Below are 18789 nucleotides of genomic sequence, written 5' to 3' on the forward strand. Positions count from 1 at the left end.
GTATTCCAGCCTGTCCAGTATTACATTCCTTCGGATATCATAATGTGTCTTCAGGAAGTTGAGTACTTGGTTGATGATATCCGGCTTCTCTTCCTTGTGGCTGGCTGCTTCCTCCGTCTTGTCGGTATAGACGTACGCGTTGTGTATGGGCACAGCCACATCGAACCCTTCACCGCCGAAATTTTCCTGAGCCAACCGTATTGCCACGCCTTCTTCCAATGCCTTTGCATAACACTTGTTTCCCAGAGCGAATATGAAGCTGTCCCTGCTTCCCGGTTCGAATTTAGCAATCCTCTTTACTGCGAGCACCGCCTTGTTGAATTCCATCCTTTCCCACGGCTCGGCTTCCGCCTTATCACTTACCACCTTATCACTCTCACTCATCGCCTTCCCGCTCATCTTTCTCCCCGTCTGCGGTCTTTCAGGTGGCATAATACCGGTCAGCATCTCATCGACCTCTTTCATAAGTTCTTCATTCAGGTACGCCTTTTCATCGAAAGAAGTGAAGAATCCCCTTGATATATCCTTTCCGCTTCCGTCCACTTCCACACCCAGCAGCTTCTCATAGTATTCCTTGCAGGCATCATACATCATCCTGTGATATTTTTCCAACGCTGAGAAATCCTTTTCTCCGTTAGAGAATGTCTCCCTGAGAGTGGTGGCATATTCCGTCTGCAGGAACACGAATATTTTGAATCCATGTGCCTTTGGAGTGAGGAAGCTGCCCAACGTGTTAGGATCCTTGTTGATTTTCTCCCTTAAGTTTTCCAGCTTCTCTTCGGGCTGGTCGTCAATATCCAACAGGATAACGTGCGTGTATCTTGTGATACTGTAAGCTTGTCTTTTTTCGCTGTATCCTGCCGTGACGGTGTAGAATGGCAATTGCTTCTTCACATTGTTTGCCTCTTCCGTCTTTCCCTGGCTGACGAGCAGCCTTATCTTGAATACAAGTTTAGCGTGTACTCCCTTTGTGATGTTTTCAATTACTTTTCTCAGGGTTATCTCTCCCCGAACGTTGCTGAATCCGCTGTATGCGGTAACCGGAATATTTTCCATTTCTTTGTTAGTTGTTTTAGTCTGCCTTGTTGGCGGTGCGAAGTAGGGTATAATATCCGGAATGGCAAAAACGTCTTTTTCAACCGAAAAGGCGTTTTTGCACAATTTTGAATTCCTACTTCTTTTTCTTCTTCTTTTCCATTCCCTGTTTCTCTTCCCTGATTTTTTTCCTTAAGCTAATGATTTCGGTATTAATGCTTTCCATTGTCAGAAATCCTTCCTCATGCTTTCCTTTCTCGAACCTTGCCATGCGATACAGCTTCCTTGCCAGATGCTTTGTCCCTTTGATTCCCGCTTCTTTTTTATGATGGATAAGCATGTTTATCCAGGGAGTGAGGAACTCTATTCTTTCTTCCGCCCTGACTACGACCTGCTGGTCAACCGGTTCATTTTCAACCAACAGGATGTCGATCCTGTTTCCTTTTCTTTCGATCTCGATGCCACAGGCATCTTTACTTATGAGCTCAATGCTCAAGATTGTGTTTTTTTAGTCATAAAACTACAATTTTAGATGTTAGTAATTTATTTTAAATTTGCATTTGAAAGCAAAATTAACGGTTATTCTCGTAAAATCGGTCATACTGGTATAGAAAAATGAAACTTTTCTGTTCTGTGTGTGACACACAAAATGATGTAATAGGTGGTAGCCCCACCTACCTATTGATATAAAGTGTGTGTAACAAGGTTTAAAGAAAAAGTAGGGAAATACGCGCCTGTGCGTATGTGTGCGTGCGTACATTATTAAAAAAGAAATGCAACATTGAGAAGCTGTCAGAATAAGCTGCGATGATGATGAAATAGAGGATAAGAACAGAAGGAAACTGATTACTGTCAATAATGATTGTAGTAATTAGAGGGTGTTTTTTAATCGTTCGTTTAATGTTCACAAAGATAATGTCTTGAAATGAAACAACAAAATATTCTGATAAATAAAATTGATTAGGTCTTTTTCTTGTGTCATATATTACTAATCTATAATTAGTTATCCCTGAAATAAAATTGTGTTTTTACACTTGTCTTTTTGCTGAAAGAATCTTAGGTAGGATACAACCTAAAATGCCATCTTTAAAACGAACGATTAAAAGACAATATTTCTCTTTAAGATGTTCGTTTATAGCTTTTTACCTGTAAGAAACTTAAGGTAATGCACAGCTACGTAAAATCCATAGGCAAGAGGGGCGCAAGGCTTGCCGTATTCTACATAAAGCGTTCGCAAGTGATTGAAGTTCAAGCGTATGCAAGGACTTTAAAGCCCCGAAAGAACACCCTTTTCTGAAGAAAGCCACCGAATGGAAACGGAAAAAGAGACCGAAGTATGGTATGCTATGCGTGCCACCTATCGCAGGGAGCCTGATGCTATGCGTCTGCTTGAAAAGGAAAAGTTAGGCTGTTTCATCCCTATGCAATACAAGATCAGCATGAAGAAAGGGAAGAAAGTCCGTGTTCTGGTTCCCGTCGTTCACAATCTGCTTTTTGTTCATGCCTGTCCGGCTGATGTGAAGCGTGTCAAATCAAAAGTCACTTACTTGCAATATATCACCGATACCCGTAGCGGTCAGAAGATAATCATCCCCGACAATGAGATGCAACGTTTCATAGCTGTTGCCGGAACTTACAACGATCATCTTATGTACTTCCAACCTGATGAACTGAATTTGTCGAAAGGTACGAAAGTCCGTATTACCGGTGGTGACTTCGAGGGGCAGGAGGGAATTTTCCTGAAAGTGAAAGGTGCTCGTGACCGTCGTGTGGTCATAGCTATACAAGGTGTCATCGCCGTTGCTATGGCTACCATCCATCCTGACCTTATAGAAGTAATCGGTTAATCTTTAATTTTTAATTCTTAATTTTTAATTAATCATGTCTCTTTCCGAAGAAGCAATCACTCTTCAGCGTGCTGCGCACGACCTGATGTATTTGGGTATGGACGGGAGCCCCATCTATAGCGATGACTTGTCCCGTCGTAACGGTGAAGTTTATCGCTTGACCACAGCTTTGTATAACTCAGATGTCAAAGGTAGTACTACCGAAGAACAGGCTAATGTCTGCCTTGCACTATTGATGGGCTACAGTGCCTCGTTCATAGACCACGGTGAGAAGCAGAAGCATATCCAGGAAATCTTGGATCGTTGTTGGGATATTCTTGATGCTCTTCCTGCTTCGTTGCTGAAACTTCGTCTACTTACCGTCTGCTATGGCGAAGTGTTCGACGAGTCTTTGACAAACGAGGGGCGTGCTATCATCGCTGCTTGGGATTCCGCATCGCTTACTTCCGAACAGCAGGAAGCCATCGAAGAGTTTCAAAATGTGGTGGATAACCCCTATCCTTGGGAAGAAGTGGAAGACTAAACGTATCCATCTTCATCATTTAAAAAACTCTGTGGAACTCTGCCTTCTTTGTGGTGAAAATTAGTATACTTGCATATCTCTAAAAAAGATGGTAGAAATGGAATTTTATATCGTCGTCACCTTGCTGGGGCAGTTTGTAGATACTGAGATATGCAGTTCCAGCGGTCGTGCCAATGCGTTGGTGAAGATCAAAGACATCTCTTTGTATTTGAGTTTAAGCTGGATGGCAGACGTTTGATGAAGATAGGTGTGAATCTCAGTAAAGAGACGAAGAATATAGAATGGTTCTGGTGGAAAATAATTACAAGTTATTGTGGGTAAGAGGCCGTTCCGGCAGGAATTTAGATAGAATTTTTTTGATGAGATTGTTAAAGGCTGTAGGGATTATGAGAACTTATTGCCACTGACTATCGGAGTAAGTAATAACAAATACTAAAAAACAGTCCAATTTTTGACATGTTACCTATAGGGAAGCCGTCCAAAGACGGTTTTCCTATAGGTAACATGTCAAAATTGGTGATTAACTTTATGTATGAAAAGAGCATTGATTACAGGAATTACGGGACAAGATGGCTCGTATTTAGCAGAATTTCTTCTTGAGAAAAGTTATGAAGTACATGGCATTATTCGTCGTTCCTCAGTAGATTATCGTGAGCGAATTGCCCATCTTGAGGGAGTTTCAAATTTTCATCTGCATTATGCCGATTTGGGTGATTCCATGTCGATGGTACAGGCGGTAAATAAGGTTAGTCCTGATGAGATATATAATCTTGCAGCACAGAGTCATGTGCAGGTGAGTTTCGATTCACCCGAATTTACAGCTGATGTAGATGCTGTGGGGGTGTTGCGGGTACTTGAGGCGGTACGCCAGTGTGGACTTGAAAAGACTTGTCGCATCTACCAAGCCTCTACTTCCGAACTGTACGGTAAAGTGGAAGAAGTGCCTCAAAATGAAAAGACGCCCTTTCACCCATATTCACCTTATGCCGTAGCTAAACTTTATGGATTCTGGATTATTAAGGAATATCGTGAGGCTTACAACATGTTTTGCTGTTCGGGCATTCTTTTCAATCATGAATCAGAACGCCGTGGCGAAACCTTTGTAACTCGTAAAATTACTCTTGCTGCCGCACGCATTGCCCAAGGCAAACAAGATTGCCTGTATCTTGGCAATTTGGATTCTCTCCGTGATTGGGGATATGCCAAGGATTATGTAGAGTGCATGTGGCTTATCCTTCAGCATGATAAGCCCGAAGATTTTGTTATAGCAACAGGGGTACAACATACAGTCCGTGAGTTTGCTACCCTTGCTTTCCGTTATGCAGGTATTGAACTTCGGTGGGAAGGAGAAGGAATCGATGAAAAAGGTATTGACATCAAAACAGGTAAAGTACTGGTTACTGTTTCAGAAGACTTTTATCGTCCCACTGATGTGGTAAATCTTTGGGGGGATCCCACTAAAGCCAAAAACGAACTCGGTTGGAATCCTCAAACCACTTCTTTTGAACGGCTTGTTGAAATAATGGTAAAGCATGATATGCAGAAAGTTGCTGCCGATCACGTGGCTTCTGTCATGCGTACCAATCTTGCTGAATATTTGGAAAAAGGTCTGGTAAAGTAACTGATAGGATATTGTAATGGAGAAAGTGTCAAAAATATATGTAGCCGGACATCGTGGAATGGTTGGAAGTGCCATTGTGAGGGAACTCCAACGTCAAGGTTACACTAATATTATAACCCGTACACATAAGGAACTTGATTTGTGTCGACAAGATCAAGTGGAGGATTTCTTTAAACAGGAAAAGCCCGAATATGTATTTCTCGCTGCGGCGAAAGTAGGAGGAATTATAGCCAATCAGAATGCACTTGCCGATTTCATGTACGATAACATGATACTTGAGATGAATGTAATACATGCTGCGTGGCAGAATGGATGTAAGAAACTGGAATTTCTTGGTTCATCATGTATTTATCCTCGTATGGCTTCACAACCCATGGCGGAGAGTTGCCTGCTTACAAGTGAACTTGAAAAGACCAATGAGGCATATGCTCTTGCAAAAATCAGTGGACTGAAATATTGCGAGTTCTTGAATCGTCAGTATGGCACAGATTATATTAGTGTGATGCCAACTAATCTTTATGGTCCAAATGATAACTATCACCCAGAACACAGCCATGTACTTCCGGCTCTCATCCGGCGTTTTCATGAAGCTAAAGAGCTACGATTGAAAGAAGTGACTTGTTGGGGCGATGGGAGTCCATTAAGAGAATTCTTGTACGTTGATGATCTTGCCAATCTTTGTGTGTTTTTGATGAATAATTATAGTGGTAATGAAACGGTCAATGCAGGGACGGGTAAAGAATTGACAATTAAGTCACTTACGGAATTGGTCGCTAAAGTAGTCGGATATGAAGGGAGTGTAAAATGGGATGTGACTCGTCCCAACGGTACTCCTCGTAAACTGCTTGATGTCAGCAAAGCGACTAAACTTGGTTGGAAATATAAAACAGAACTTGAAGATGGTGTTCGTTTAGCATATAAAGATTTCATAGAGAATCCGATGAGGGCGGAAAGATAAAAGAATGGTTTAACAGAGGCTTTCTCTATATACAGCTTATGTTCAGAATAGGTATGATGCAAAATAGGGAACAGTTTGTTAAAAAAATAGCGGATTAAATATCTTTTTTAAATTAATATGGAAGTCATAAAAACAGCCATTGAAGGGGTTGTAATAATTGAACCGTATCTTTTTAAAGATGGGCGCGGCTACTTTTTTGAGTCTTTCAATCAGAATGAGTTTAAGAAAAAAGTATGTAATACGACTTTTGTACAAGATAATGAAAGTAAGTCTTGTTATGGTGTAATCCGTGGTTTGCATTATCAAAAGCCACCTTTTGCTCAAAATAAGTTGGTGCGTGTAGTAAAAGGTTCAGTTCTTGATGTTGCTGTAGATATAAGAAAAGGTTCCCCAACTTTTGGACAACATATTGCCGTGGAGCTTACGGAAGAAAATCATCGTCAGTTTTTTATCCCCAGAGGCTTTGCGCATGGTTTCAGTGTGTTGAGTAAGGAAGTCGTATTTCAATATAAGTGTGATAACTTTTATGCTCCACAATGTGAGGGAGCTATTGCTTGGGATGACCCTGATTTGGGGATTGATTGGAGAATGCCAGTAGATAAGATTCTTTTGAGTGAAAAAGATAAGATGCATCCTAGGTTAATAGAGGTTGAATGAAGATTTTAATATTTAATTAAATAAAACAGAAAAAAGAATGAAAATTGTTGCAGTTATCCCGGCACGTTATGGTTCGAGTCGGTTTCCAGGAAAACCTTTGGCTGATATCTGCGGGAAACCTATGATTTGGTGGGTTTACAATCAGGTCACTCAAATACAGGAATTTTCAGACGTTTTTATAGCTACGGATGATGAACGTATTGTTACAGTTTGTGAACAATACGGGCTTAAATCTGTAATCACAAGCTCTGATCATTCTACTCATGTGCATCGCATTCATGAAGTTAGTGATAAAATAGATGCAGATTATTATGTTGTCGTATGCGGTGATGAACCTCTTATTAGTCCGGATGTGATACGAACTGTTTTACCAAAAAGCGAAGTTGCTGACAATATTTATGTTGGAGGGCTTTGCCGATATTTTTCTGATCCCGCAGAAGTCATAGATCCAGCTAATATTAAGGTTGTAACAAATGATAAGAATGAATGTATTCTTCTATCTCGTGCCGTGGTTCCTTTTCCCTATAAAACTGTTTTATTTAGGTACAAGAAAGTTGTTGGTGTAGAATGTTATAACAAAAGGGCTTTGAACTTTTTTGTCTCAGCACCCAAAGGATTTTTAGAGTCAATAGAAGATGTTACATTACAAAGATTCCTAGAGAACAAGATTCATATAAAATATGAAATGGTAGATTCTGTATCTCTATCTGTTGATACTCGGAGAGACTTGGAAAAAGTTATAGAAATTATAAAGAATAGAAAATAATAACCATGGAGAAAAATGTTCAAGTGCTAGATTGCACTTTACGTGACGGTGGGTACGTAAATGATTGGAATTTTGGCCATAGTGTAATCACTGGCATTTACAAACGTCTGGAAGCTGCGGGTATGGATTTTATAGAAGTAGGTTTTTTGGACGATCGTAGAGATTTTGATATAAATCGCTCGATTATGCCTAATACAGAAGCTATAAATAAAATATTTTCTTCTGTTAAAAAAGGAAATGCGATGCCAGTAGCTATGATTGATTATGGAACATGTTCTTTGGAGAGTATAGGTCCATGTGATTCGACTTTTATAGATGGCATTCGTGTAATTTTCAAAAAGGAAAAAATAGCACAGGCCTTACCGTTTTGTAAAGCTATAAAGGATAAAGGATATAAGCTGTTTATACAAGCAATATCCATAACTTCTTATACAGATTCAGAGATGTTGGACTATGTTCAGAAAATTAATGAGATAAAGCCTTATGCTTTTTCAATTGTTGATACTTATGGATTATTGGATAATAAAAGTATGGCTCGATATTTTTATCTTATAGATCATAATCTTGATCCGGAAATAGTAATGGGTTATCATGAGCATAATAATTTTCAGCTTGGATTTAGTAATACAATCAAGTTCTTGGAGAAGGACACAACAAGGACATTAGTTGCCGATTCTACGGTATATGGAATGGGGAAAAGCGCTGGAAATTGTGCTACTGAGTTATTGGCTATGCATCTCAATGATTATTATAATGCAAATTACAATTTGAGCCAATTATTGGAAATAGTAGATAATGACTTGATGCCGATTTATCAGAGACGATATTGGGGATATAAATATGACTTTTATATATCCGCTATGCAAAACTGTCATCCTTTTTATGTTCAATATCTTTTGCAGAAAAGTACTTTGTCTATAAGCTCTATTAATGAAATCTTATCTCGGATACCCAAAGATAAAAAATTGTTGTATGATAAGGTCTGGATAGAACAAGCGTATGTCGATTATCAAAATATAACCATTGATGATACGACTGCTTATGAAATGTTGAAATATGATATGAAGAACAAGGAAAAGACTGAAATCGTAATTTTAGGACCTGGAATTTCTATGAAAGAGGAAAAAGAAAAGATTGAGTCTAAAATTGCTCAGTTAAATGCTATTGTTTTCTCAGTGAATTTTTATGATGATAGATATCCTATCGATTATACTTTCATTAGCAATGCTAAACGTTATTGTAAGTTTGTAGATATTATTGGCGATACTAAAATATTGGCTAAGTTGATATTGACTTCGAATGTGAATGTTATAGACTATGTCCCTGATTATGTTTTGAATTATGAATCTTTATTGTCTCATAGAAAGGAATGCATAGATAATTCTTTATTACTATTGTTCAATGTGATGTATAGAATTGGAGTTGATCATGTATGGCTTGCTGGATTTGATGGCTTTGTTAATAATGAGACAGACTATTTTGATAGAAATTATGAGTTTTCATCAATGAAAGATTTACATATTAACGAGTGGATGTCACAGGCTCTTTCGGAATTGAGTAAATCAATTAAAATAGATTTTATAACAAGGACTAAATATGTCATCGAATAATAAAATACAAGCTTTATTGTTTGACTTGGATGGAACTTTGCTTAATACCCAGGATGGGATTATCTGTAGTGTTAAATATACAATGCAAACTTTAAACTTACCTGAAATAGGTGATGACGAGCTATGTTCATTCGTAGGTCCTCCTATACAAGACTCTTTGAGAAATCATTTTGGATTATCAATGGAAGAGGCTCAAAGTGGTGCTGAAATATTTAGAAATTATTATCAGCATGAAGCTCTGTACCGGGCATATGTGTATGAAGGTGTTATGGATTTCTTGGATTATTTGAAGCATCATGATATAAAGATGGCTGTGGCAACCTATAAACGTGAAGATTATGCTATACAGATTTTGAATTATTTTGGCATTACTCAATTTTGTGATGTAATTCATGGAGCCGATAATGAAAATAAATTGACTAAAGCGGATATTGTAGAAATCTGTGTTTATGAATTGGGATGCGATAAAAAATCTGTGGCTTTAGTAGGTGATACGAATCATGATGCTATAGGTGCAATGAAAGCGGGAGTATCTTTTATTGCTGTTACATGGGGATTCGGGTACAAAAGGAATAATCCTCAAATAGAGTATCCATATATAGGTATTGCAAATGAAATGAGAGATATAGGTAAATTTATCTAGATGGTAGTAAATATAGGTTTTCGAATTGTTCGGAAAATATTATCATCTTCTGTTATTCGCAATTCATTTGTATATGTGTTTTGTGACGGCATCAACAAGGCTATTCCATTCTTGTTGTTGCCTTTCATTACACATTATCTTACGCCTGCCGATTATGGAGTGGTTACCAACTACAACGTACTGGTTCAAATAGTCTCTGTCTTTGGCTATTTGTGTACGGCAGGTGCACTTCCTGTAATGTTTGCCAAATTGGGTAAAGAAGAGATAAAGAAATATGTTTCTAATATGATATTGCTGAATACGCTGGCCAATATCATTTGTGTATGTTTCGCTCTTCCTTTGTATAAAGTCATAGAAGATGCATTGAACATATCTTTTGCTTATCAATTATCAGTCTTGGTCTTGGTATGGTTTGCAGGAATTACCAATGTTAATATGCTCCTGTGGCGATGTGAGGAAAGGCCTTTGTCTTTCGGTATTTATCAGATTTCCCAGTCCATTCTGAATGCACTGAGCACAGTTATGTTTGTGATTGTTTTTCTATTGGGATGGCAGGGACGGATTTATAGTATGATATTTACAACGGTTGCTTTTGGACTGATCAGCTTTTTTGTCCTTTATAGGCGTGGTTATTTGGGATGGAATATAGATAAGGCTTATTTGAAACAGACCTTGTTCTTTGCACTTCCTATTATTCCTCATGCGTTGTCTTTCTGGTTTAAAAGCGGGGTGGACAAAATCTATCTGACGAATATGTGTAGCCTTGCAGATAATGGTTACTATTCAGTTGCATTGACTTGGGGAGCTATAGTTACAATGTTCTTGGTTTCGTTTAACAATGCTTATGCACCTTCGCTTTATAAGAAATTGGCAGCCTTCGATTTGAATAAAGCTGGGACGATGAAAGAACAGGGTAGGCTGGTGAAGTTTATTTGGATTAGTTTGGTTGTCACGTTCATTTTTGTTGTAGGTTGCTATTTGTTGTCAGTGCTACTGATACAAGTTATGTATCCATCTTCTTATTTTGATTCTTTGTATTTTCTTCCTTGGGTAATGCTTGCTCAATTTTTTAACGGATGCTATCTGATGTTTGTATGCTTTGCTCATTATACTTTTAAAACAAAGGGATTAGGTACGATAACCTTTTCATTGAGTATCGCTCAAGTAGGATTGACTTATTTGCTCATATTGAAAATGGGTGCAATCGGCTCGGCTGTTTCGGCGGCTATTATCAGTGCTATAACGTTTGTGGCTGTTGCATGGTATGCGATGCGTGTATATAGGTTACCATGGTTTAATTTTAAAACAGTGTAGTTATGAATGATTTTGATAGATATAAATCGTTGAAGAATAAACTCAATTTTGTATATGACGGCATTTGTTTGAACAGAGTGTTGGCTCTATCTCTATGGGCTGTAGCCAATGGGAAATATGCCTTTTCGTGGAAGCGAATAGTTCTTGCATTTCTGGCTATTGATGTGAAGCGGCTGGAATTTGATCCTCAAAAGCATATGATACTTTCTACTTTTGGGCGTTATGCACGTAAGGATCATCTGGAGTTGTATAATACAGTTCTGGATAAGCTGGATGGAAAAGCATCCTATAATAAAACGTTGACTTTTGGCTGGAAGTTGTCCATTCATCCTGTGGTGATTTATAAGGTTGCGAAGTTTATTTTTTCCAACTTACATGATACTTCTTTATCGTTATGGGATAAATGTAAACTGATTATAGAGTGTATACATTATTGTAATATCATAGAAGAACTCAAATATATGGATTTTACTGGCGTACAGAAGTATCTTTGCCAGTGTAGTGTGCTTGACTTGGAGAATTTGTTGACGCAATTCTTTAAACTGAGGAATATTCCTACCTATTCACTTCAGGAAGGTGTGTATTTTATTTTTAAGAAAAATCCGCCTTTGGATTCTGTTCAATATGAAAATTTTGAAACGGATAATCTGTTGTGCTGGGGACAGTTTTCTATAGACGAAGATGTGTCTTATGGAATTTCACCTCGGAAATTGAGACTGGCAGGCTATCCCAAAAAAGTGGAATTGCATACAATGAAAAAGGATAATCCTTATAAAAAGTGTATGTTACTGTTGGCGAGAGATAGTTTTCGGAATACGAATATGGGGTTGCTGAATATTCTGTTGAATCATTCTTCCGATTATGAATTTTGTCTGAAATTGCATCCGTCTTGCGATTTTTCTTTTTACAGCTCTTTTGCATCTCAACATGGAATGACTATTATTTCAAAGGACAGGACCATTAATGATTGTTTGAATAACAACTTTTTTGACTTTGCAATAGCTGTCAATACTACGGCCTATTATGAGGCCTTGATGCGCGGACTTCCCTGTCTGCGTTTTTGCGATGACACTTTCGACTTAATGGCAGGTTATAAGGATGTATTCGGGACTGATGAGGAGTTCCGTGTAATAATGGAAACGGTTAAAAATCAGCCTTTACAAACTTATCAGGAGGAGGTAAACCGTGCTCTGGAGTATGCCATAGGTGTCAATATTGATAACTATAAAAATCTGCTGTGCGGAGAGTGATGAAAGTATTGTCTCTACCAAAGAGAGTCTGTCGGTTCTTTGAGAACCGTATATCTGCTTTTTTTTGGCGTTGTAGTATGCAGTCGTTTGGTCCAGAATCCATAATCGTCTCTCCTATGAGCATTGACGGTTCTGAAAATATAAGGATTGGAAGTCGGGTATTTGTGGCCTATAAAACATGGTTGGCGGCTGTTCCTCATACAGGAGAAACTACCTGTTTACTTGAACTTCAAGATGGTGTCACCATCGGGCATTTTAATCACATCTATGCAACAAAGAAGATAATTCTTGAAAGAAATGTATTGACGGCCGATAGAGTATATATCTCTGATAATCTTCATGGATATGAAGACATATCTATCCCTATTAAGGATCAACCTATTATTCAGCATGGAGAAGTGGTGATAGGCGAAGGCTCTTGGTTGGGAGAAAATGTATGTGTGTTGGGGGCTAAAATAGGAAAGCATTGTGTAATCGGTGCAAATAGTGTGGTGACGAAAGATATACCGGACTATTCAGTGGCTGTGGGTGCACCGGCTAAGGTTATAAAATACTTTGATTTCGATAGGAATGAATGGACTTGTAAGAGCACTTAAAAATGTAATAAATCCTATTATTGTATTTAATAGAATTTGCAGTTTATTTCTCCAAAACTATGATAGCTTTTCTTTTCATCGTTTTGGAAAGGGAACAGTGATATCGCGTCCTGTTATTAGAATTTCAGGCAAAAAGTATATTGATATTGGAGAAGCTTGTGCTATTGGTAAGAATGCAAGAATAGAGGCTGTTTGTAAATATAATGATAAATATTATACTCCTTCAATTGTAATAGGAAGCAATGTTTGCATTAATCAAAATTTTCATTGTACATGTGCTTCCTCAATAATTATAGGAAAAGGCACTTCTATCACGGCTAATTGTGGTGTTTTTGACATTATCCACCCATATACAGATATTGAATTGAATCCTCGTATAGCTGATATAGAAGCAATTCCTGTGACAATAGGCGAAAACTGCCTGATAGGAATGAATTCTGTTTTGCTTCCAGGTACCACATTGGGAGATCATTGTGTTGTTGGTGCAAATAGTACCTTGTCTTCAAGATACCCATCCTATACAGTTGTAGTAGGTTCACCTGCCCGTATAGTCAAGCGTTACTGTTTTGAAACAAAGGAATGGCGGAGAACTGATTCGGCAGGAAATTTCATAGACTAATCAATCTATAAAATAATAATGAAAAAAATACTTGTTACCGGTGCCAATGGCTATATTGGCCGGCATGTGGTAAAGACTTTGCTTGATGAGGGACATCAAGTGATAGCTTGTGATGTCAATTTCTTGGAAATAGACAACCGTGCCCGGCAGGTTAAAATGAATCTTTTACATACGGAGGCGGATTGTTTGTATGAGGAATTGGGGAGTCCTGATGTATGTCTGCATATGGCGTGGAGAGATGGCTTTATGCATAATTCCAAGAATCACATGCTGGATTTGTCTGCGCATTTCCGTTTCTTGACTTCGCTGATTGATGGTGGTTTGCGACAGCTTGCCGTGATGGGTACAATGCACGAAGTAGGTTATTGGGAAGGCCGAATAGATGAGACCACGCCTTGCAATCCTGTTTCTCAGTACGGCATTGCCAAAGATGCTTTGCGTCGCAGTATGATTCAGTATTGTACAGCAAATAAGTGTATGCTGCAATGGCTTAGAGGATATTACATCCTTGGCGATGACTTGAAAAACCACTCTATCTTTAGCAAGTTGTTGCAAGCGGCCGGTGAGAGTAAAAGGACTTTTCCCTTTACTACCGGTAAAACCAAATATGACTTTATTATGGTAGATGAATTGGCAAGCCAGATAGCGACGACAATTACGCAAACTCAAATAGCGGGTATCATCAACTGTTGTTCGGGTACTCCTATATCCTTTGCGGACAGAGTGGAACAATTCATTAAGGAATATCGATTGGATATAAAATTGGAATATGGAGCATTTCCTGACAGACCTTATGACTCACCGATAGTTTATGGCGATGCTACAAAAATACGAAGAATAATGAATTTGAAAGATAAATTGGGAATAGAATGAAAAGGATTTTGGTGACGGGTGGTGCCGGCTTTATTGGTTCAAACCTTTCTTTAAAACTGTTGTCCAAAGGGTATGAAGTTACGGTATTGGATAACCTCTCCAAGCAAATTCATGGTGAATGTCCTGATGTGACATCTCCTTTGTATAATTCTGTTAAGAATAGGGTGAATTTTATATTGGGTTCTGTAACTTCCAGAGAAGATTGGTTGCAGGCTTTGGACGGCGTGGAGTGCGTGGTGCACCTTGCTGCCGAAACCGGTACGGGACAGTCCATGTATGAAATTCAGAAATATGTAGATGTCAATATCGGTGGTACTGCATTGTTGCTTGATATTCTAACAAATACAAAGCATTCAGTCAAGAAAGTGATAGTGGCTGAAAGTCGTGCTATCTATGGAGAGGGACGTTATTATAGTGATGACCTGAACGAATATGTATATCCCGCTGAACGTTTGGATGAAGATATGCGCAAGGGAGATTTTGAAGTGAAATATCCCGGTTGTAGGAAGCCCCTGAGATTGGTAGGCACAACAGAGGAGTCGTTGGTACATCCTACATCCGTATATGGCATTACGAAACAAGTACAGGGGCAGTTGGTGCATCTTGTCTGTTCGTCTATTGGCATTGCTCCGGTATCTTATCGCTATCAGAATGTGTATGGTCCCGGTCAGTCATTGTCTAATCCTTATACTGGCATACTTTCCATATTTTCTACTCGCATAAAGAATGGCAATGGTATTAATATATTTGAAGACGGTAAGGAAACGCGTGACTTTGTTTACATAGCCGATGTAGTGGATGCTACTATCCTTGGCATTGAGAAAGAAGAGGCGAACGGACATGTATTTAATGTCGGTACCGGTGTAGCAATCGATGTGCTGACGGTAGCCAATACGTTAATAGAAAAATATGGTATAAAAGTTCCGGTTGCAATATCGGGTAATTATCGTCTTGGGGATATCAGACATAATTATGCCGATATTACTGCTGCCCGCACCATTTTGGGGTTTGAACCGAAATGGAACTTTAGTGATGGCATTGGTAAGTTTTGTAAGTGGGTGAATGAACAAGAGGTTCAGGAAGACAAGTATGAAGATTCCATTGAAGAAATGAAAAGGAAAGGGCTGTATAAATGAGAATTTTGGCATTATTGTCTTCTAGTTATGGTTTAGAAGATAACATAGTGAAAGAAATGGAAAGGAAAGGGCATGAGGTTGTTTATATTGAAGATAAAGTATATCCTTTTGATTCCTATTTTGTAAAGGCACATTATTATAGGTTTATACAAGCTCTCGTTCGTTATTTAAAAGTAAAATATTGGAGAAAAAAAATAAAAAGTAACAGAGAATTGTCTACTAAGTTTGATAAACTCATTTGTGTTAATGGTTATTCGGTTTGTCCTTATTTGTTTTTATACTTGAAATCTATAAATCCTTCTATAGAGACGGTCTTATTTACATGGGATAGTAATTGTCTATATACTTTTTATAGAAATTACAAATACTTCAATAGAATATATTCCTTTGATTTTCTGGACGTAGAAAAATATAATATTAAATACTTACCAATTTTTTGGATTAAGGATGATAATTGGGGTAATAATAGATTGAAGTATAAAATATCTTTTGTTGGATCTTTACATAATGATAGATTTGAAGTGCTAAATAGAATAGTAAATAAATTGCTTCCAATAACAAATAATTACTATATAAAATTGGTTGTAGACGCATCTTTGCCTAGATTTTCATTTTTACGATATGTAATTTATAAGCTTTTTAATGTAAAAAGAAACTTTATTACCCAGTATCGATTGGTTAAGAATATAGATAGTTCTACACTTGTTATGTTTGAAAGTGTGCCTATTGACGTTTTTAATGAAATATTGAGGGATAGTGAAATTATTTTGGATATTGAACAACCTTTTCAATCAGGCTTGACAAGCCGTATGATGATGGCTTTGGGTTTGGGAAAGAAGATTATTACAACAAATAAATATATAACAAAGACACCGTTATACTCTCCTGAATATATTTCTATAATTGATCGTATTGACCCTAAGATAGATGCTGAGTTTATAAATGAACCAATAGCTGAGAATACAACTTTTTCTCAAAAAATGGAAAGTTATGAACTAGAAAAATGGACGGATGTCTTGTTGTATGGTGAAGTTGGAAAATGATAAAAGTACTCTTGGTAAAAGAGAAATTATTTGCTTGCTACTATTTGGATTTTTTGCATTTTCTCCATTTAGTACGTATCTGCTTATGGATATTTTGCATTTTCCTTTTTCAGCTCCAGAATTGTTTTTAATCCCATTTTTGTTTTTGCTGAAAAAACGAGTTTTATTATTATCCATTAATATTTATGCTTTAACTCTGTTTTTATGGTGTTTGTTTCTTTTGTTGATTCTTAGTGTTTTATGGGGTGTCTTTCCTTTAAATAGTCTATTGGGAACTTTGAGAATATATTTATATATGTTTTTTTGTATGTCATGTTCTAATAAGAGCCAAGGGATTGCATTAGATAGCATAACATATATCTCTATAGGAACGATTGTAGGATGGATTGTTTGTTCTTATCTCACTATATCTTTGTATTTGAATGGGGATAGTGAAACAGTTGCGGTTTGCGGAAATATGTTGGGTATACCATTAGCTATACTAATACCTGCATTGAAGAAGCAGTATAGAATATTCCTAATAGTTCTTTTTTTGTGCCTTATATTATCTTTAATGTCAGGTATGAGGCGTCAAATACTAATTTTTTTAGAATCTATATTTTTGTTTTTTCTATTTACCCAATGGAAAGAAAAAAAGAAAATAATGGCAATAGTTGGTTGCCTTATTTTTATGATAACGGTTTGTTTTGGCGATATTGAGAGTTATATGAAAGAAGAAGTACCTGTTCTATATTATCGGGTTTTTGATAAAACGGAACAGTTTATTTCTGGAGATACTAATGATGCAGACTCGGGTAGAGCGGATAATTTTTACAATTTTATAACTGATATTGATGAATATGTTTTGCCTCATGGTTTTGTCAGTAGAGATACGCTAAATCATGAGGTTGGTAAGTTTATAGATTTTCCATTGTCTGAATTGTTTTATACTTTGGGATATGGGGCTATTGTGTTGCTTTTATGGTTGTTATTAATGTTTTATCGTGTATATAGGCTTTCAAGAAGATATAATATTATTAACCTTAAGGTTTATATGAGCATGGCTATTGTAATGTTCTCTTTGCTCTTTTTAGAAGGAACATTTTTATCTTCTTCTTATACTGTACCATTTACAGGCTACTGTTTGGGACAATTATATTATAATTCATGGAATATAAATTTAGAAAGAATATCAAATGAAAAAGTCTAAAGATCTTTCTATAGTTCTGGGTTCTAAAAATCGTAAAGGACTAATCAAAGCTACCATTGACAGTATCAGAAATAATGGTTTTGATGGTACATTGGAAATTATTGTTGTTGACGGAGGTTCCACCGATGGAACTTGTGACTGGTTGGCAAAACAGACAGATGTTTTTACAATCGTTCAGCCAAATTATTCCATTGTTGCAGAAGACGGTGTCAAGAAAAGGGCACACTCATGGGGAGAGTTTATGAATATTGGTTTCAAATATGCTCATTCAGATTACATTTGTATGGTTAGTGATGATTTGATTCTTGCTCCGGGATGTCTTCAGAAAGGATATGATGAGATTAAAAGCCGTATTGAAGATGGTGAAAAAATAGGAGGAGGTGCATTTTTCTTTAGAGAATATCCCCGGCATGATTACTATCGTGTAATTATGTTAGCAGAAAACAACGTGCACATTAATCATGGTATCTATTATAGACCGGCAATGGCGGATGTAAATTGGCTGGATGAGACAAATTATAGTTTCTACTGTGCCGATGGGGATTTTACTATGCGTTTGAATAGAGCTGGTTGGAAAACAATAGCTTTAAAAGAATGTTTTGCTGCACATTTAGTGCATGCTCCAAAGAGTAAAAAGAGCATACCTCAGTGGCAATTGAGGGATATGGAAACATATCATAAAATGTATCCGGGAAAAGTTACTGATTCTGTATTGAAGCACGAGCGACTCCCTAATATCAATACGAGGGAATTTTGGAAATATGCATTTAAGAATATTATTCTTGGATATATGTTAAAATATGTAGATAAGTATGAAAGGGTTGGGGGGATGTTAAAAAGATTGTAAATGGGCTAACCACTTACATAACCATAATCAGATTAAGGTCAAAAGGCGTTGTGATAAAAGAACATCCACGATTTTGTGGCTTATAGCATTATAACCTATATCCATCCTCGAAAGTTCAAATAGGTGCGAATTGCATTATTGTGAGCGGTGGTTACAAAAATGAAATAGGGAGGAATAGTCACAGCCTATTTACGGTATACGAGGATGCTATGCTGAAAATAGGTGACTTTGTGTCAATGAGTGATGTTTCTATATCTTGCCG

The 18789-nt window shown here is 37.4% G+C and carries 19 protein-coding genes and 1 pseudogene; 18 read left to right on the forward strand and 2 right to left on the reverse strand.

From position 1 onward, the window contains the following. The coding region (locus DWW10_RS23585; protein WP_310592504.1) for a BT4734/BF3469 family protein at positions 1–1056 on the reverse strand (1056 nt) is incomplete at its 3' end. A 115-nt stretch (positions 1057–1171) separates the two neighbouring features. Next, a complete protein-coding gene (locus DWW10_RS23590) occupies positions 1172–1531 on the reverse strand; it encodes a hypothetical protein (RefSeq protein ID WP_118487382.1) in 360 nt (119 codons plus the stop codon). 814 nt (positions 1532–2345) lie between these two features. On the opposite strand from DWW10_RS23590, the gene DWW10_RS23595 reads away from it, so the two are divergent. The 18 genes and pseudogenes from DWW10_RS23595 (at position 2346) to DWW10_RS23675 (ending at position 18527) form a co-directional block, all read left to right on the forward strand. Further along, positions 2346–2882, forward strand: a complete 537-nt coding sequence (locus DWW10_RS23595) for a UpxY family transcription antiterminator (protein WP_118422334.1) — start codon at positions 2346–2348, stop codon at positions 2880–2882. Positions 2883–2916: 34 nt separating this feature from the next. Continuing rightward, complete coding sequence (locus tag DWW10_RS23600; protein WP_118422333.1) at positions 2917–3405, forward strand: UpxZ family transcription anti-terminator antagonist; 489 nt, start codon at positions 2917–2919, stop codon at positions 3403–3405. A 103-nt stretch (positions 3406–3508) separates the two neighbouring features. Continuing rightward, positions 3509–3726: pseudogene (locus DWW10_RS26725) on the forward strand (hypothetical protein); the annotation flags it as partial. A 211-nt stretch (positions 3727–3937) separates the two neighbouring features. Beyond that, entirely contained in the window at positions 3938–5026 is a 1089-nt protein-coding gene (gene gmd, locus DWW10_RS23605; RefSeq protein ID WP_118422332.1) for a GDP-mannose 4,6-dehydratase, read from the forward strand. 16 nt (positions 5027–5042) lie between these two features. After that, positions 5043–5984 carry a GDP-L-fucose synthase family protein gene (locus tag DWW10_RS23610; protein ID WP_118422331.1) on the forward strand — a complete coding sequence of 314 codons (942 nt, stop codon included), beginning with the start codon at positions 5043–5045 and terminating at the stop codon, positions 5982–5984. 117 nt (positions 5985–6101) lie between these two features. Beyond that, positions 6102–6641, forward strand: a complete 540-nt coding sequence (rfbC, locus tag DWW10_RS23615) for a dTDP-4-dehydrorhamnose 3,5-epimerase (protein WP_118422330.1) — start codon at positions 6102–6104, stop codon at positions 6639–6641. A gap of 37 nt (positions 6642–6678) precedes the next feature. Next, complete coding sequence (locus DWW10_RS23620) at positions 6679–7407, forward strand: 3-deoxy-manno-octulosonate cytidylyltransferase (protein WP_118422329.1); 729 nt, start codon at positions 6679–6681, stop codon at positions 7405–7407. A gap of 5 nt (positions 7408–7412) precedes the next feature. Next, entirely contained in the window at positions 7413–9017 is a 1605-nt protein-coding gene (locus DWW10_RS23625) for an aldolase catalytic domain-containing protein (protein WP_259320530.1), read from the forward strand. Continuing rightward, on the forward strand, positions 9004–9660 hold the full coding sequence (locus DWW10_RS23630) for an HAD hydrolase-like protein (RefSeq protein WP_118422328.1): 657 nt from the start codon (positions 9004–9006) through the stop codon (positions 9658–9660). The genes DWW10_RS23625 and DWW10_RS23630 overlap by 14 nt, the downstream gene beginning before the upstream one ends. Next, complete coding sequence (locus DWW10_RS23635) at positions 9661–10974, forward strand: lipopolysaccharide biosynthesis protein (protein ID WP_118422327.1); 1314 nt, start codon at positions 9661–9663, stop codon at positions 10972–10974. A 2-nt stretch (positions 10975–10976) separates the two neighbouring features. Continuing rightward, positions 10977–12224 (forward strand): hypothetical protein, encoded by a 1248-nt coding sequence (locus tag DWW10_RS23640; RefSeq protein ID WP_118422326.1) that lies wholly within the window; start codon positions 10977–10979, stop codon positions 12222–12224. A 116-nt stretch (positions 12225–12340) separates the two neighbouring features. Then, positions 12341–12820, forward strand: a complete 480-nt coding sequence (locus DWW10_RS23645; RefSeq protein ID WP_259320531.1) for an acyltransferase — start codon at positions 12341–12343, stop codon at positions 12818–12820. After that, the gene (locus DWW10_RS23650) at positions 12795–13439 is read left to right on the forward strand and encodes an acyltransferase (protein WP_118422324.1); all 645 of its coding nucleotides are present in this window, start codon (positions 12795–12797) and stop codon (positions 13437–13439) included. The genes DWW10_RS23645 and DWW10_RS23650 overlap by 26 nt, the downstream gene beginning before the upstream one ends. 18 nt (positions 13440–13457) lie before the next feature. Continuing rightward, positions 13458–14312: an NAD-dependent epimerase/dehydratase family protein gene (locus DWW10_RS23655; RefSeq protein ID WP_118422323.1), complete on the forward strand. Its 855-nt coding sequence runs from the start codon at positions 13458–13460 to the stop codon at positions 14310–14312. Further along, positions 14309–15448, forward strand: coding sequence for an NAD-dependent epimerase/dehydratase family protein (locus tag DWW10_RS23660; RefSeq protein ID WP_118422322.1), 1140 nt, complete (start codon positions 14309–14311; stop codon positions 15446–15448). Before DWW10_RS23655 ends, DWW10_RS23660 begins: the two co-directional genes overlap by 4 nt. Continuing rightward, positions 15445–16491: a WaaS/CpsH family glycosyltransferase gene (locus tag DWW10_RS23665; RefSeq protein ID WP_118487384.1), complete on the forward strand. Its 1047-nt coding sequence runs from the start codon at positions 15445–15447 to the stop codon at positions 16489–16491. The genes DWW10_RS23660 and DWW10_RS23665 overlap by 4 nt, the downstream gene beginning before the upstream one ends. Then, on the forward strand, positions 16472–17680 hold the full coding sequence (locus DWW10_RS23670; RefSeq protein ID WP_118422319.1) for a hypothetical protein: 1209 nt from the start codon (positions 16472–16474) through the stop codon (positions 17678–17680). The genes DWW10_RS23665 and DWW10_RS23670 overlap by 20 nt, the downstream gene beginning before the upstream one ends. Beyond that, the gene (locus tag DWW10_RS23675) at positions 17667–18527 is read left to right on the forward strand and encodes a glycosyltransferase family 2 protein (RefSeq protein ID WP_118422318.1); all 861 of its coding nucleotides are present in this window, start codon (positions 17667–17669) and stop codon (positions 18525–18527) included. Before DWW10_RS23670 ends, DWW10_RS23675 begins: the two co-directional genes overlap by 14 nt. The last annotated feature ends 262 nt before the right edge of the window (positions 18528–18789 follow it).

It is taken from the genome of Bacteroides intestinalis (assembly GCF_003464595.1).
Classification (GTDB): domain Bacteria; phylum Bacteroidota; class Bacteroidia; order Bacteroidales; family Bacteroidaceae; genus Bacteroides; species Bacteroides intestinalis_A.